The organism is Sphingobacterium sp. G1-14 (genome assembly GCF_002196555.1).
GTDB lineage: Bacteria > Bacteroidota > Bacteroidia > Sphingobacteriales > Sphingobacteriaceae > Sphingobacterium > Sphingobacterium siyangense.
This window is the reverse complement of record NZ_CP021381.1, coordinates 2,057,393-2,074,431: the sequence shown is the minus strand read 5'-3', so window position 1 is coordinate 2,074,431 and position 17,039 is coordinate 2,057,393. Positions and strand designations below refer to the sequence as shown.

Sequence of the window (17,039 nt, the reverse complement as noted above, 5' to 3'; positions counted from 1 at the left end):
ACAGAATGAATAAATTATTGGTTTGAATATTGTTATTCTATCTATTTCCTGCTAGATTGCATTCTTTCATGACACACTACGATAGCGCATATATTTTTTATATTAAATGTTCTATTTTGATGGTTCTACTTGTACTTGCCGATACTGCATATGCACAACGTCCCGTCAATGAAATAGAAACTACCAAACATCTCGCTGATACAAGTAAACAACGGGACCTGATTGATATTGGAAAAGAAATATTACATATCAAGCCACCCCAAACAGTCGATAGTACAGGAAAGAAAATCTATTTTTCCTTTTTACCCTTTTCGACAAATGTTCCTGGAGGCGGGCATGCTTTAATTACAAGTACAACCGCAGGGTTTTATTTAGGAGATCGTTCCGATACCTATATGTCCAAAATGACATTTACGCCCTACACAAATTTTGGAAAACGATTTGGCCTGCCAATCCGTTCTTACATCTGGTTAAAAGAGAATACATGGGTGATTGATGGCGATATCCGCCTACTAAAATATCCGCACGAAACTTGGGGTATCGGCAAAGAGCATCATGGTGATCAGCAGATTAATTTAGATTACACCTACTTTCGTTTATACCAACATGCATTAAAAAGAATTCATGGAGGCCTTTTTATGGGCATTGGTTATGACCTGGATTATAGAATGAATATTAAGTCTACGAGCAATACCAAGCTCGAAGACTACACTTCCTACCCTTATGGAACAGATTTAAAAGACAATACCATGTCTTCAGGAGTCAGCTTCAATTTAATTTACGATACGCGCGCCAATTCGATCAATACCTGGTCGGGTAACTATGCCAATTTACAGTTCCGTGTAAATCCGACATTTTTAGGAAGCGATCAGAACTGGAAATCGCTATTTCTCGAAGTTAGACGATACCATAGGCTTACCCAAGACAGAAATCGCCAAAATATGATTGCCATAAGGAGTTTCTTCTGGACGGTATTTAATAGTAAAGCGCCCTATCTTGATCTTCCGAATTTAGGATGGGATCCATACAATAGTTCGGGAAGAGGCTTTCCAGTCAGCCGCTTTCGTGGCAAATCACTTTACTATTTAGAAACGGAATATCGTCGTGATATCACCCAAAATGGCTTATTTGGATTTGTTGCATTTATGAACTTTACCACATTAAACGGACCAAAGAATTCCATGTTCGAAGACTGGAACGTCGGCACTGGTGCTGGTGCACGAATTAAATTTAACAAAAACTCGGGCACCAACATTGGAATCGACTATGGTATCAGTAAGAATCACCGCGGCGTTAGGCTCACCTTGGGTGAGGTCTTCTAATTTCTAACTTAAATGATAGCGCTGGTTTTTAAACTCCATTGACGCATAGTACTGATATTTCCTATTGTCCAAGGGATAATCCCAACAGCCCATACGATGGTAGATTTCACCACCAAATCCTGTTTTGAAACGATAAAGGCCATATAAAGGGTGTGAAGGATCTGCCTGTGGCGATACTCCAAAGAAATCATATTCCGTACAGCCTTTTTCTTTCGCAAGCTGCATCGCACGCCATTGCAAAGCGTATGTCGCCATATAATTACGATTTTCGGAAGCAGAAGCTCCATATAGATAAGTCCCCCGATTTGCCGCAATTACCAAAAACATAGCGGCCAAAGGCTGGTTATCCACTTCGGCTACTAAAAGATATACATCTGCGGGAGATAATGTATCACTTGCCCTTGCAGAAAGAACGATCTTAAAATAGCTTATATCATGTAAAAAAAAGTTGTTTCGAAGAGCTGTCTGCCGATAAAGCTCATACCAAACCGCCAAACTTTCAAGCCCCAGCGAACGCACACGTACTCCTTTTCGCTCTGCTAAATTGATATTATATCTCGTCTTAGATTTCATATTTCCAAGCAACATATCCTCACCCTTTCTAAGATCCATAAAAATAGTATTGGAAGGCAGTATATCTGTATTGGCTTTATGAAAGTTCCAGTTTTCTGTATTAAAATTAAAGCGCATTTCCTGAATACGTTTCTCCGGTACCCCTAGCCAGTTACCATGAAGATCATAACAATCATCCTCTTTAGCCCAATGTGATTCCCAAGATAGATCATAGCGTATCATTATACAATTTGGTGGCAGATGGGAACGTAAGCTCTCCGATAACTGTTCTAAAAAATAGCCCTGGTTTTCATCTGAAGGTTCAATCTCAGGCCCATAAGGTACATAGGCAATGCTATGTTCCTGATCTATGGCTTGTATGATAATTAATAGATCGCCGATAAAATAGGTATCGTCTTCGACCCCAACATACAGATCGGATTGTTTGGATTTAAAATTAAATGCCTTGGATTGTATACCTTGCATTTTTTTTACTGCAGACCAATAAGCAGTTTGTTGAATAATACCTGTTTTATAAAGCCCACTGATTTCTTTGTCACTAATGTCTGCTATCATGATATTTTACTATTTAATAGGGTTGTTTTTATAAGATATGCTCAAAATAACCACAATTTTAACACCCAAAAACGGCAAACATAGCCAAAATGTTTGGTTAAGCACACATGCATTTGTCACTTTGTTGTTAATTTCAAGAAATAGAGAAAAACAGGCATTTAAAGTAGCTTTTTTACATTATTTAACGCTATAATATCCGTATTTGAATTGTTATTTTGACCTAAAATTTAAGATATTTGTAGCTTAACAATTCAAATACGATGGACAATAAAGCGATCTCAAAAATTTTCAAATTATGTAGCCAATTGATGGAGCTTCACAACGAAAATCCTTTTCGAACAAAATCCATTGCAAGTGCCTCTTTTAAGTTGGACAAGCTACCTTTCCGTATTGAAGAGGCCAGTCTTGAAGATTTGAGTGCACAGCCAGGAATAGGAAAAAGTACGGCTGAAAAAGCCAAAGAAGTTGCCGCTACAGGAACTTTCAAAGAGCTTGAGGATCTTATTGAAAACACACCATCCGGTATTATTGAAATGTTAAATATTAAGGGCCTTGGCCCTAAAAAGATTCAAATTATCTGGAAAGAACTCGAGATTGAAAGTGTGGGCGAATTACTTTACGCCTGTAATGAAAACCGTCTCGTAGAAGCAAAAGGGTTTGGTCTTAAAACGCAGGAAGACATCAAAAAATCCATTGAGTTTTCTATTTCCAACAAGGGATGGTTTTTATATGCAAAAGTACTTCCACTGGCAGAAAAATTTTTCAACGAATTGAAATTGCATTTCCCTTCTTCGCTGCTGTCATATACAGGAGATTTCAGAAGAAAATGCGAGGTTTTGAGTACCGTAGATCTTTTAATATCGGAAAGTATAGACAACGTCGAAAAATTCCTCGATGGATTTACTTTAGTGGAAAAAACAGAAAACTCCATAGAACTGACCGATGAATTGGGGTTTACTTTCAAAGTATTCAGTAGTAATATCAATGATTTTTATCGCGACCTGGTTCTTAGTACTGGATCCACTGCACATCTCGATCTTCTATTTAATATTCTACCGGATCTTCCTTCACTTTCCAGTGAAGAGGCCATTTACCGTAACTTGGGTTTAGATTATATTGAACCCGAATTACGAGAGGGGTTGAATGAAATAGTGCAGGCTCAAACGCATTCACTGCCAAAGCTGATTCAATACAAAGATCTCAGGGGAACACTCCACAATCACTCCACCTATAGTGACGGCGTACATTGCCTCGAGCAAATGGCATTACATTGTAAAGATGTCCTGGGGCTAGAATATTTGGGTATATGCGATCACTCGCGAACGGCAGTTTATGCCAACGGCCTCTCCATTGAGCGATTGGAGCAGCAGTGGAATGAGATTGCGACATTAAACGAAAAATTGGCTCCATTCAAGATTTTCAGGGGAATTGAATCTGATATTCTAGCTGACGGTTCATTAGACTATCCCGATGAGGTGTTGGCTAAGTTTGACTTCGTTGTCGCCTCCGTACACTCCAATCTGAAAATGGACGAAGACAAAGCCACAACAAGACTAATCAAAGCGATCGAAAATCCGTATACAACAATCTTAGGCCATCCAACAGGAAGACTATTATTAAGTAGAGCCGGATATCCCTTAGATTTTAAACGGGTAATCGATGCTTGTGCGGCAAATGGCGTTGTCATTGAGATAAATGCAAATCCTTTACGATTAGATCTGGATTGGAGATGGCACCGTTATGCAGTAGAGAAAGGAGTTTTACTTTCCATCAATCCCGATGCCCATCGTACAGAGGGATTGCACGATATGCAATATGGTGTATTGGTGGCGCAAAAGGGTGGTTTGCAGGCAAGCAACTGTTTGAATGCATACGCGCTAGATGCCATAACGACCTATTTTAATAAGAAAAAACAAGGCTAGGGTATGTCGAGTAAAACAAATGCTGTTCGGCTGTTGGACACAGCAAAAATTAAGTATGAACTCAGAGCATATGAGGTAGACGAACAGGACGTCAGTGCTGAGCATGTCGCCGAAACCCTAGGTTTGTCACCCGAAACGCTTTATAAAACCCTGGTCTTAAAAGGCAACAAAGATCCTTATATTGTTGCCGTAATTCCCGGAAACGCACAGCTCGACCTTAAAAAAATAGCGAAGGCCTCTGGGAATAAAAACTGCGAAATGCTCCCAATGAAAGACCTTTTAACGGTGACCGGCTATATTCGTGGTGGCTGTTCACCTATTGGCATGAAAAAACAGTTCTCAACCTTTATTGAAGAGGCCGCACAATTGGAGACAGCGATTTCGGTAAGCGCAGGAAAAAGGGGGCTTCAGATTATTTTAGCCCCAACAGACCTGGCTACGATCACAGCTGCCCATTGGTCCGATTTGATCGATATGTGAATTACCCTTTACGCCCATATAATAAAATGCGCTTGAAAGAATAGATCGCTGGAAATTTAGTGAAATGTTTTTCGATACGTGTTTTAAATTCAGTTACAAACACAGACTTCTTATCTTCCTCCAATTGTTCCATGTAAGGAATCAAAGCAGACCCAGCGATAAAATTGTAAAGCATGTCTGCATCAGCAGCAATGAGCGGATATACACGAAGAGAAAGGTTTAATTGATCCAGGCCATTATCAAATAACAATTGCGCATAAGTATCCATATCCAATACCGAAGAAGGCCTATCCCAGCCCCTTAAATAGGATCGATAGGGTTCTTCCGTCGCCAATTCAAATAGAATTTTATTGAGTATATTTTCGGGCTGATAAGGCATTTGTATCGCCAATTGCCCGCCAACATTAAGCTTAGAAATAATTTGAGGGAAAAGAGCCTGATGATCTTCCAGCCATTGTAAAGCAGCATTACTGAATATAAGATCCCAGGTTTTTGGCTCTGCAATGAAGTTCTCAACGGAACTTTGCCTAAATTTCAGACGTTCCGTTTCCAACTTATGGCTTTTAGAAAGCATTTCCGCAGAAGAATCTATCCCAAGAAAGGTCGCTTGAGAGAATTGTTCGCTTAAGATAGCTGTCTGTTCACCTGTACCGCAACCTAAATCGACGGCATGTTCCATTTTATCGGTAGTAATTAGTTCAGATAAATCATAAAACGGTTTAAAACGGACATCTTTAAATTGATTGTATATAGCTGGATTCCAAGGCATATATTTATTAATTAACACCCGTATAGGGCAGTACTACATTTTCTATTTAAACAAAGTAAGAATTTCTGCGGGTTCAACTTTTCCAAAATACGTCGTCAAATCAATTGATTTCAGTAAGGTATCAATCTCTCCTACTTCATGCTTTTCACCAATCAATAAATTTTCAAGTTCATGAATTGATCGGGATGCAAAAAAATCACCGAAAATTTTAGCCCGTTCAATGTATCCTTTATGTACATCCAAATGCAACTCGATGAATCCCGCAGGGATCTTAATTGCTTTTTTAAAGTTATAATTTGGTGAAAAACCGAAGTTCCAATCCCATGTTTCATACTTCTCTTCAACCAATTTTTCTATATTTTTAATATCCGAAGCGGTAAACTCAATCATTTTGGCTGCCGGATTCTCACGTTTTATTTCTTCAATCAACAATTCCTTAAAATCTCCAGTCGTAAAACCAGCAGGTAGATATTCAATTAAGTTTGTGACACGTGCGCGATTCGATTTTACAGCCTTATCTACAAACTTCAATGGATTGACCTTTAAAGCATCGCTTAATACCTGCATCTGCGAATCAATCAATATCGTACCATGTTGAATCATCTTCCCATTTTTTGCAAGCTTGGCATTTCCACTAAACTTCTTCCCATCTACCAGGAGGTCATTTCTTCCTTCTAATTTTGCAGGGATATCCAATTTGTTCAAAATATGTACAATCGGCTGTGTAAAGGTAGAAAAATCCATAAAATCATGATTTCCCAATAAGGTATGAAAAGAAAAATTTAAGTTTCCAGCATCATGATAAACAGCACCACCGCCAGACATTCGTCGCACAACCTTAATCTGATGCTCGTTGACATAATCAAGATTGATTTCGGACAAGGTATTCTGAAATTTACCCACGATAATTGAAGGGTCATTTACATAGAGTAAAAAAATATCCTCTTCAGGAAATTTACCCAATAAATACTCCTCTGAAGCGATGTTAAAATAGGCGTTGCGGGATGGAGAATCGATAATCAGCATATTTTTCTTTTTTCAAAAATAACAAGAATTTAATTCCTGTAATTCATTTCAAATTCATAATTACCGCAAATCATCTAGCTTAGCACTCCCGCAGCGATTTCAACAACATCAATTTTCATCGATACAATTGTCATCAACCTCGTTCTCTGAAAGCAACCTTCTCCGCTAATTTTTCAATAATAAGCGCCGAAAAATCTTCTTTTACAATTTCTTCCGTCTGGCATAATGCACCAGGACTAAATACATTGATTTCCATAATACGATCTCCTACCACATCCAAACCAACAAAATACATTCCGTCTTGAACTAATTTATTCCGGATCTTATCAACCATAAGCAATAACTCCGGTGAAATAATAGCTTCTTGCGTCTTTGCACCTTGATGCACATTGCTCCGAATCTCATCCCCCTGTTGCACGCGATGAACAGCAGCATACTTACCATTGATCGAAATAGGCTCTCCATTTAGTAAAAAGAATCTAATATCACCGCGGGCAGCTTCCGGAAGATATTCCTGGCCAATCACATAACCATCTCGGGCAATAGCCTCTACAGTTTGCTTGAGGTTTTGCTGATTATCCTTATTGATTAAAAACACGTTTTTACCGCCGGACCCCTTCAAGGGTTTCAAAATAATAAGCTTATTCTGTTGTTCAAAAAATTCAATGACATCGGCATAGTTTCGGGTTACAATTGTTTTAGGTCGAATAGATTCATCAAATCCCTCGAGATACAACTTATTACTAGCCCGACTAAGGCTATCGGGATCATTGATAACCAATACACCTTTTTCTTTTAGGAGAGCGGCAAATTGTAGGGCTGAAGCGGCAGCCCAAGGTCGGCTAACCATATCCAGGACTGGATCAAACCGTAGCCAAACCACATCCATATCTTCCAACATCATCTTCGTTTTCTCTGTTGCGCGCAATACTTCCATGAGGCTATTGGTAGAGGTAAGCATCTGATCAGGGAGTACTTTTCGCACATGGGCGGCAATATGGGCCGACTCATAGTAGAAATTGGCCAAGCCAATATAATAAATTTCATGTCCCATTTGATGGGCTTTCAATGCCAAAACAGTCGTCGTGAAACGAGCAGTTTCTTTATGGGTTTGATTGATCACGAATGCTATCTTCATATAAACTATCTGATTACTGAATCATTTGAAATATTCCATTACTTTTTTTGAGCTGTAACAAGGCATCCTTGTATGGGTCCATTAGATACCTTGGTGTCAGGACCGGAGCCTTCAAGACACCCTTTAACATGAGTTCTTCAACGATTGGGATATAATCTTCGCGGATTTTACCCATCGTCAACAGGGATAGATCTCGCCCGCTCTTGATATAATTAGTCAATTCGATTAAACCACTCAAGTATAATGCATCTTTGGTAAGCCCACCACTTCGATAGACCCGCATTGTCATTTGAAAAGCTGTTTCGGTCAAAAATTGGTACTTGTCTACCAATACTGAAAATGTATCAATAAATGAACCGCCCTGCTGCATATGATGGACAGCGATAACTCTGCCTGCCAGAATACGTAGTCTATTATTTGTCAGACCGCCCACCAAATACTCAGCAAGTACAGCGAGGCCTTCCTGCAGTTTTTCATAACCGGGAACCCCTAATCTAAAGAGACTGAACGGCTGTTGCTTCCCATTATAGTAAGTAACAATATGTGTACCGACCTCATGTTGAATCAATGCCTTTACCCTATTCCTTGGCAAACTATACTGCTTACTTATATTGAGTACGCCTTGATTTACCATCACGCCATAAATATCATCCCGTAGCCGCACTGTGGTGCCAAAGCTTGGATCTTGGTTTTTCAGATAATCCAATTCTTCCTGGGCGAGCTTAGCGAACTCTTCGGCATAGACAATTTCCTCTTCTTTCGTTCTCACTTCTCGATCCGTTGTCGTAATGGTCAAAATTGCCTGAGCCTTTTCCAACAATTTTTCATTGACAGTACCAAAAACCTGCATACTGCCCAACAAAAATCCTTCTTTTCCCCGCTCACTCAACATGGTCATCATCTGATCAAGCTCCTTGCGTTTATCACGAAACAAATAAGCAATGGAAGGATCAAATAAATCTTCGATATGCAAGTTATAGAGGTTTCTCTTGATAATATCTGGATCAATAGGCATGGGCCTATATCGAAACACAGGAGTTTTTCGGTAATTCCCCTTCTTAAATTGCTGCCAAGCATCGTAAGAATTTGTTGGTGTAACCAATAATAAAAAATCAAATCGTTGACTTTCCCGCGCTAACTTCTGATCAATCTCCCAAGCTAAAGGAAGCATCTTTTTAGGCTGGCTTATTTTAAATGCCGTAGGTTTAGATAAGGTATGTATACGTATGAATTCAAAGAATGTTTTCGACAGACTCCTGGATATGGCTTCACGGAAATGACGCAGATCGATCGGTAAAATTTGCTGATCTACCCCTAAAAGGTATTTCGGTTTTATCTCCAGCCCCATGTAAAATATATTGGTGTTCAGATTATCCAACTGTACACTCGAAGGGGATAAACTTTGCGTTGCATTTGTTTTGGAATCTGTCAGTATCTCCACTTTGGAAATCGATTCCTCTGTTGTCAGTTGCTTACCTAGATACTGAGCGATAGCCTGTACATTTTTCCGCGCAATATGAATTTGAATATCTTCCTCCTGTGCGGAATCTGCTGCCCAAGCCTCAATAATCAAACAGGCACCAAACTCTTCGACAAGTTGATTGAGGATTGGAGCGATCCATTCAGAAACATTCATCTGTGGATCTCTTACCCTAAAGTAAGCTGGTTCTGATTTAACCAACTCTGCCAGCATAGGATCTTGACTAAAAAACTGTCTGTATAAAAACAGATAAGGAACAACTTGATTAAATACCAGTTTGTTTTTTGGCGGAATCTGTACGTGGAAAACCTCCTTATTTTTGATCATTTTTAAAATGCCAGCAAGTTGTTTCGCATTATCTTTCATAGGCAAAATAATTTTCCAGTGTTCCAATGCTGTGTAAGAGAAGTTGTTTATACTCCTGAAGCTTTTGTGGATATACTTCCCCAGTCCATTCGTCCATAAAGTCTTTCCGAAATTCGACAGAAAAAATACAGCCTTTATCACCAAACTTATCATTCAAATACGCAGAAAGGAATCCGCCCTTAAACTTGACATTCTCACGGACGTCGTAAACTTGTCCATCTTTTCCAGTCTGTAGTGCTTCCAAAATCTGATCAGTCAGCGTTCGCCATTTTTTATGATTATGTTGCGTCCCAATATTGATCTGAGGGTCGGTTTCATTATTTAAACTAGTTTCAGCCCCCCCGCGACGCATATTATAACTATGAATATCATATACGATAAAATAGCCATAATGATCAATCGTGTGCTGAATCGCTTGGCTTATTTCTTCATAAATGCCATCATAGGCTGCATACAGCTGACCTTTTAGTTCATTGGGTAGATCTGTTCGCCATACCCGCATCCCCCAAGATTGCTCAGGTGTAAGATAAATAGCATCTTCTCGTTTTCGATTAAGATCCAGTTGAAACCTCGAAGTTCCAGATACAAATCGATTACAGGGTAATTCGGCCAAAATAGCCGTATAAGGATCCTCTTCGCGTAATCGTTCCTCGTCTGAAATATTTATGTAGGGCATCAAATGCGCATCGATCTGATGGCCATCATGAATGGCAAAAGCCCAAAGTGGGCTATCGTAATTTTCAAATTGATAGCGATATGTTAAAGACATGTACCTTTTTTTAAACAGTTTACGTCAAATAGACAGCATTGATTGCTGACCTTTTTGTTTAGATAAACGCTTATGAGCAACAAAAGGTTTGAAAATTAACTGGATTGTCTTGAGAATTAGGGGCTCCCCTTCTTATCCGAAACGAGGCTGTTAAAAATCGTTAAACAGCTAACGGATTTAGTACATTGGCATCTTTGTTGAATATTGTTAAGTAGTTTCATAAATTTAGGTTAATAATTTAGTTAGTTTATAAAAAACCTGTTAGTCCCCGCTAACAGGTTTTTTATTTCCCCTAAAAAGAAAACAAAATAAATAGTAGTACATTTTATTGAAAATCAATAGCCAATAGTCAAAAAATGTTAAAAAGTAAAAAAAACTCCAATCAGATGAAACATTTCTTGAACTTACTACGTTATATAGGTACTTTTCATAAATTTAGGTTAATAATTGGTTAGGAAAACTCCTGTTGCTCCCCGCTTCGGGAGTTTTTGTTTATCAGTACTTTAAGAAAAATAAAAAACAAAAAATTTCATCAAGAGGACCAGTATTTGAAAACTACAGGATGAAATTTGTTTTTAGTCTACCCCGTTTTGATCTTTCAACAAAACTTCAAAAAAATCAAATTTCAGGCAGAAATTTTAATAACAAAAAAATGACAATATGTTCATACTAAGAAAATAAGTTTTGGCATAGGTATTGCACTGTTTTAAGCATTCATAAATTTAGGTTAATAATTGGTTAGTTAAAACACTTGAAGTTCCCCGCTTCAAGTGTTTTTTTTATAGCGTTATAGCAGAAGTAAATTAGAGTTTAGCCTCTTATTGTTCGTTACCGGTTTCCACCAACTGTTTTAATGCAATTTCATATGCTCTCGATGATATATGTGTCTTTTTAGAAGAAACGGTCCTAATTTTCTTTAATGCTTCAAAAATCACACTGGAAACATCCGAAAAAATTGCGTCATCACTAATTTCGATATTACGTTGCATTAAATAAGCAAATACTCTCGCCATACCACAATTCGCAATAAAGTCTGGTATGACCGCAACATGCTGATCTGCGAACTCCATAACAGGCCCATAAAATATTTCTTGATCTGCAAATGGTACATTGGCACCTGAAGCGATCACCTCAAGCCCATGATTTACCATGTGCTGGATCTGATCTTTTGACACTAGGCGGGAGGCCGCAGCAGGCACAAAAATATCCGTTTCCAGGCTCCATATTTCTTTTTGTATCTGATCAAAGGGAATCAGATCCGGAGAACAAAGCTCATTGCCTTTTCGCTCTAAAAACAAACGGGTAATATCTTCCTCTCCAAATCCTTCCGGATTGATCAGTCCGCCGACTCGATCAATTATACCAACTATTTTTACACCAAGTTTAGACAGATAAAATGCCGCTGCGGCAGCAACATTACCCCAACCTTGAATTACCGCTCGCTTTCCAAAGCAATTTTCGTCAAAAAGTTCATAATAATGACGAATTGACTCTGACACGCCATATCCCGTGATCATATCTGCCACTTTGTACTTGCGCTTCAGATCCGGGCTGTATGAGCTATCTTCCAATACTTTGGAAACCCCATAACGCAATTGTCCAATTTGATGAATACGATTGCTTTCATTCACCTTAAAGTGACCATTCAAAATGCCTTCTTGAGGATGCCATAGTCCATATTCTTCCGTCAACGGGATTACATCATGAATTTCATCGATATTCAAATCTCCACCTGTCCCATAATAGTTTTTCAATAGCGGTGTGACAACCTTAAACCAACGTTCTAAGACTTCATTTTTCCTTGGGTCATGTGGGTCGAAATCAATTCCAGATTTTGCTCCCCCTATTGCAGGGCCCGATACCGTAAATTTGACCTCCATTGTTTTTGCTAAGGATTCTACCTCATGCCTATCCAATCCAGCCCGCATTCGGGTGCCCCCGCCAGCTGCACCTCCACGTAAGGAATTGATAACAATCCATCCCCTGGCATCAGTTTCACTATCTTTCCATTCGAAAACAATTTCCGGACTTTTATGCTCAAAAGCCCGCAATAATTCCTTCATCCCTTCCATATTTCTATAAGTTTCCTCGGCGTTCTTGTTCACGTTCTATTGCTTCAAAAAGAGCCTTAAAATTTCCTGCGCCAAAACTTTGTGCCCCCTTACGTTGGATGATTTCATAAAATAAAGTTGGTCTATCTTCTACCGGTTTTGTAAAAATTTGCAGCAAATAACCTTCTTCATCACGATCAACTAGAATACCCAGTTCTTGGATGATCCGTATCTCTTCATCAATTTTTCCAACTCGTTCGGGCAACATATCGTAATATGCTTCGGGAGGAGCACCCAAAAATTCTACTCCCCTTGCTTTAAGTTCCCGCACGGTGGCCACAATATCTTTGGTTGCTAGAGCCGCATGCTGAACACCTTCACCTTCATAAAATTCAAGGTATTCTTCTATCTGCGATTTTTTCTTTCCTTCGGCAGGCTCATTAATTGGAAACTTAACAAAGCCATTTCCATTGCTCATCACTTTACTCATCAAAGCCGAATATTCTGTATTAATTTGCTTGTCATCAAAAGATAAAATATTGACAAACCCCATCACATCCTGGTACCATTTTACAGTTTCATTCATCTTATTCCAGCCAACATTACCCACACAATGATCAACATAAAGCAGTCCAGTTTCCGTTGGATTGTAATCGCTTTCCCATTTTTCATATCCTGGCATAAATGGACCAGCATAATTGCGGCGTTCAACAAACATGTGAACTGTTTCGCCATAGGTATAAATGCCTGCTGTCCAAACTTCTCCATTTTCATCCTTCAGAAGTTGTGGTTCCTGATAGACTTTCGCTCCCCTATTTGTTGTTTCTTCAAATGATTTTCGTGCATCATCTACCCAAAGCGCCAATATTTTGACACCATCACCATGTTTTTTAACATGTTCTGTTATAGGGTGGTCAGATTTCAACGCTGTGGTAAGCACTAAACGTATTTTATTTTGTTTTAACACGTAGGATACCCGATCTCGAACGCCTGTTTCCGGTCCGGCATACGCATCCGACTGGAAACCAAAAGCTGTTTTGTAATAATGTGCGGCCTGTTTGGCATTGCCAACATAAAATTCAATATAATCTGTGCCATTAATAGGTAGAAAATCTTGCGCTTGGGCAATCTTTTCTGCAAATGTATTTGCCATAATTTATATAAAGGTTATTCTTTTATTTTTCCTAACTCATCCAAGATTTATAATAATCTGGATCTTCTATATCGAGTGCTTCTTGGGTTAACATCAGTGGTCGAAAAGGATCGATCATCACGGCCAACTCCTCGGTTTTCACTTGCCCAATGCTTTTTTCCACCGTCCCTGGATGAGGTCCATGCGGTATACCACCTGGATGTAACGTTATCTGTCCCCTTTCCACGGATTTTCGACTCATAAAATCGCCATCCACATAATATAGGACTTCATCTGAATCTACATTACTATGGTTATATGGTGCTGGAATCGAATGAGGATGGTAATCATACATACGAGGGCAAAAACTGCATAAGACAAAATTGTCTGTTTCAAAGGTCTGGTGAACGGGTGGCGGTTGATGCAATTTACCTGTTATCGGCATGAAATCATGAATCGAAAATGCCCATGGAAAATGATAGCCATCCCAACCAACAAAATCAAATGGATGGCTCCCATAAACATACGGATAAATCATCCCTTGCTTCTTGATCTTCACTTCAAAGTCACCCAGTTCATCAAAAGTTTCCAAATTTTGAGGTACCCGAATGTCCCGCTCAAAAAAGGGCGCATGTTCCATCAATTGACCAAATTCATTGCGATAACGTTTGGGCGTACGTACGGGAGAGAATGATTCAACAATAAACAGTCGATTATCTTCCTGTTCAAATTCCATTTGATAAATCGTTCCTCGGGGGATTACCAAATAATCTCCATACTTGAAGGGGATACTCCCATATCCAGTCTTGAGTTTCCCCATCCCCTGATGGATGAAGACAATCTCATCTGCCTGGCTATTTTTATAAAAATAGTCATCCATCGACCGACGGGGAGCTGCTAAGGATATATGTAAGTCCTGATTAACCAACACAGGTGTCCTGCTTTCGAGGTAGTCATCTTTTGCCTGTACCTGAAATCCCTTTAGACTGGTATGTTTAAGATGTTTGTCGCGGGCAATCCGGGGAGACACATCATAAGGCTCTCTTATTTGTTTAACGAGTGTGGGTGGATGACAATGGTACACTAAGGAATAAAGACTGGAAAAACCATGTGTGGATACTAATTCCTCGGCATAAAGCGTGTTATCGGGCTTTCTAAAAACAGTATGTCGCTGCATTGGAATTTGCCCTTGTTTAACATAAAATGGCATAATTCTACGATTTAAACGGTTATAAAATTAAATGAATATCCAAATTGCCAATAGAACTATCGGCAAGTAGTAAAAGAGAAGATTAGTATTGTGCAAAAACGATATCAGCTATGATTGCTTTATTAAAAGCAACATAGGGCATGGAGGACGCAAAGCGATGTACACCACGATTGATCATTTTTTATAGTTTATAATGCTTTAATAAAGGTAAGAATATTTTTCTATTTTCAAGAGAAGAAATATTTTTTTCAAATCTTATACAATATATTTGTGTCGAATGCTAACAACATTGAATAACCAAATAGAACACTTCATATATGAGAATTGTCACTAGCACTAAAAATGGTCAACAAGAATTGGGCATTGTTATAGACGACCGCTTTTATAGTTGCTCAGTCATCGATCAAAACCTTCCCACAACGATGTCGGACTTCCTCAAAGGTGGCGAAGAGACCATGAATCAGCTACAAATCTTTGAAACAGCTTTGCGTCAAGGAGCTATGAACAGGCCCTATCGTCTACTAGACGATATCCAACTCATCGCCCCCGTGCCACAGCCAACATCTTTTCGTGATGCTTACGCTTTTCGACAGCATGTCGCAACCTCGAGAAGAAACCGCGGATTAGATATGATCCCTGAATTTGATGAATTTCCCGTTTTTTATTTCTCCAACCATCAGTCCATACAGGGACCTGGTCCCGTTCAATGCATGCCCTTACATTTAAATCAACTGGATTTCGAACTAGAAATTGCAATAGTCATCAACAAACCAGGAATCAATATCCCCGCTGCTCAGGCGGATGAGTATATTGCTGGCTATATGATTATGAATGATTTTAGTGCCAGAAAACTCCAAATGGAGGAAATGAAATTGAGTTTGGGCCCTGCCAAGGGCAAAGATTTTGCAACAGCAATTGGACCTTACTTGGTGACAAAGGATGAATTGGAACCTTATAAGGTTCAACCTGCAGCAGGACATATTGGCGACTGTTATGAGCTCAATATGACTTGTAAAGTAAACGGCACGCAAGTCTCAGCGGGTAATTTTGCGAGTATGCACTGGACTTTTGCAGAAATTATTGAACGTGTTTCCTATGGTGTACAAATTTCCCCTGGTGATATAATCGGTTCTGGGACAGTCGGAACAGGCTGCTTTCTTGAGCTCAATGGTACAGCACGCATAGCGGATCCTAATCATAAAGACCAATGGCTCGACCTTGGCGATGAGATTGAACTAGAAATCACGGCGCTCGGAAAACTTTCCAATTCTATTGTATTATACCATTCATAAATCTACGGATATGACCTCTTCCTTTGAAACCATCACCTTTGAATCTGTTAAAGACAAAGCTATTATAGATAATTTAATTAAGTATGCTGTTGCACCGCGGCCAATTTGCTTTGCAAGCACGATCGATAGCAATGGAAACATAAATTTAAGCCCCTTCAGCTATTTTAACCTGATGTCCCATCAGCCGCCAATCTGTGTTTTCTCTCCATTGCGACGCATGCGTGATGGTAGTACCAAACATACATTGGATAATATACAGGAGGTTAATGAAGTTGTCATCAATATTGTTAACTACGATATGGTCCAGCAACAATCACTTGCCAGTACCGAATATGGCAAGGAAATAAATGAATTTGATAAGTCGGGTTTTACGCCCATTCCCTCTATTCGAGTCGCACCACCTCGTGTAGCCGAATCCCCAGTCCAGCTGGAATGTCGGGTCAGAGAGATTATCGCATTAAGCGATGAGCCAGGAGCTGGAAATCTCGTTATCGCCGAGATCCTCTATATGCATGTCCATAAACACTTGTTGGGCAAGAACAATACCATTCAACAAAAAGATTTGGATCTGGTAGCCCGGCTCGGTGGTGATTGGTATTGTCGTGTAACCGACGAAAACTTATTTATTGTCCCGAAGCCCCTCCGTAGCCTGGGAATTGGCATAGACCAACTTCCAGAAAAAATTAGATTTTCGAATGTATTAACCGGAAATCACCTGGGGTTGCTGGCTAATGTAGAAACACGACCAACATTAAAAGACCCGCAGCAAGAAGATAAGTACTTCAACTATCTGAAGCTAAACTTTGAAGACAGCCCATCAAAGTTCACACAAAAAATTCACGAATATGCTGCCCAACTATTAGATGCGGGCAAACTTGATGAAGCCTGGCAAATTTTATTAAGGGGCTAGTATTAAAGTATCTTAGCATATAAATCTCTTTCACTTTCCTTGTG

14 protein-coding genes are annotated in these 17,039 nt (G+C 39.3%); 5 read left to right on the top strand and 9 right to left on the bottom strand.

What is annotated here, in order from left to right; translation table 11 throughout:
* Positions 1 to 119 precede the first annotated feature (119 nt).
* Positions 120 to 1,322: a hypothetical protein gene (locus CBM24_RS08635; protein ID WP_232475793.1), complete on the top strand. Its 1,203-nt coding sequence runs from the start codon at positions 120 to 122 to the stop codon at positions 1,320 to 1,322.
* Positions 1,323 to 1,325: 3 nt separating this feature from the next.
* Here the strand turns inward: CBM24_RS08635 and CBM24_RS08630 are convergent, their stop codons facing one another.
* Positions 1,326 to 2,450 (bottom strand): lipid II:glycine glycyltransferase FemX, encoded by a 1,125-nt coding sequence (locus CBM24_RS08630; protein WP_088160892.1) that lies wholly within the window; start codon positions 2,448 to 2,450, stop codon positions 1,326 to 1,328.
* 260 nt (positions 2,451 to 2,710) lie between these two features.
* Here CBM24_RS08630 and CBM24_RS08625 point away from each other — a divergent pair, with 260 nt between their 5' ends.
* Together CBM24_RS08625 and ybaK are read left to right on the top strand one after the other, a co-directional pair.
* Complete coding sequence (locus CBM24_RS08625; protein WP_088160891.1) at positions 2,711 to 4,372, top strand: DNA polymerase/3'-5' exonuclease PolX; 1,662 nt, start codon at positions 2,711 to 2,713, stop codon at positions 4,370 to 4,372.
* A gap of 3 nt (positions 4,373 to 4,375) precedes the next feature.
* Complete coding sequence (gene ybaK, locus CBM24_RS08620; protein ID WP_088160890.1) at positions 4,376 to 4,852, top strand: Cys-tRNA(Pro) deacylase; 477 nt, start codon at positions 4,376 to 4,378, stop codon at positions 4,850 to 4,852.
* Between the two features lies 1 nt (position 4,853).
* Here ybaK and CBM24_RS08615 read toward each other — a convergent pair whose 3' ends face one another.
* The 8 genes from CBM24_RS08615 to CBM24_RS08580 form a co-directional block, all read right to left on the bottom strand.
* Complete coding sequence (locus tag CBM24_RS08615) at positions 4,854 to 5,621, bottom strand: methyltransferase domain-containing protein (protein WP_088160889.1); 768 nt, start codon at positions 5,619 to 5,621, stop codon at positions 4,854 to 4,856.
* Positions 5,622 to 5,663: 42 nt separating this feature from the next.
* On the bottom strand, positions 5,664 to 6,647 hold the full coding sequence (locus CBM24_RS08610; protein ID WP_070569302.1) for a lipoate--protein ligase: 984 nt from the start codon (positions 6,645 to 6,647) through the stop codon (positions 5,664 to 5,666).
* A gap of 133 nt (positions 6,648 to 6,780) precedes the next feature.
* Positions 6,781 to 7,785: a glutathione synthetase gene (locus CBM24_RS08605; RefSeq protein WP_088160888.1), complete on the bottom strand. Its 1,005-nt coding sequence runs from the start codon at positions 7,783 to 7,785 to the stop codon at positions 6,781 to 6,783.
* A 13-nt stretch (positions 7,786 to 7,798) separates the two neighbouring features.
* Entirely contained in the window at positions 7,799 to 9,631 is a 1,833-nt protein-coding gene (locus CBM24_RS08600; protein ID WP_088160887.1) for a flavohemoglobin expression-modulating QEGLA motif protein, read from the bottom strand.
* The gene (locus CBM24_RS08595; RefSeq protein WP_088160886.1) at positions 9,621 to 10,400 is read right to left on the bottom strand and encodes an N-formylglutamate amidohydrolase; all 780 of its coding nucleotides are present in this window, start codon (positions 10,398 to 10,400) and stop codon (positions 9,621 to 9,623) included. The genes CBM24_RS08600 and CBM24_RS08595 overlap by 11 nt, the downstream gene beginning before the upstream one ends.
* Positions 10,401 to 11,218: 818 nt before the next feature.
* Positions 11,219 to 12,505 carry a Glu/Leu/Phe/Val dehydrogenase dimerization domain-containing protein gene (locus CBM24_RS08590; protein WP_232475730.1) on the bottom strand — a complete coding sequence of 429 codons (1,287 nt, stop codon included), beginning with the start codon at positions 12,503 to 12,505 and terminating at the stop codon, positions 11,219 to 11,221.
* Positions 12,477 to 13,604, bottom strand: a complete 1,128-nt coding sequence (gene hppD, locus CBM24_RS08585) for a 4-hydroxyphenylpyruvate dioxygenase (RefSeq protein WP_088160885.1) — start codon at positions 13,602 to 13,604, stop codon at positions 12,477 to 12,479. Before hppD ends, CBM24_RS08590 begins: the two co-directional genes overlap by 29 nt.
* A gap of 31 nt (positions 13,605 to 13,635) precedes the next feature.
* Positions 13,636 to 14,793, bottom strand: coding sequence for a homogentisate 1,2-dioxygenase (locus tag CBM24_RS08580; protein ID WP_075991796.1), 1,158 nt, complete (start codon positions 14,791 to 14,793; stop codon positions 13,636 to 13,638).
* 317 nt (positions 14,794 to 15,110) lie between these two features.
* On the opposite strand from CBM24_RS08580, the gene CBM24_RS08575 reads away from it, so the two are divergent.
* On the top strand, positions 15,111 to 16,085 hold the full coding sequence (locus CBM24_RS08575; RefSeq protein WP_088160884.1) for a fumarylacetoacetate hydrolase family protein: 975 nt from the start codon (positions 15,111 to 15,113) through the stop codon (positions 16,083 to 16,085).
* Positions 16,086 to 16,095: 10 nt separating this feature from the next.
* On the top strand, positions 16,096 to 16,995 hold the full coding sequence (locus tag CBM24_RS08570) for a flavin reductase family protein (protein ID WP_088160883.1): 900 nt from the start codon (positions 16,096 to 16,098) through the stop codon (positions 16,993 to 16,995).
* Positions 16,996 to 17,039 lie beyond the last annotated feature (44 nt).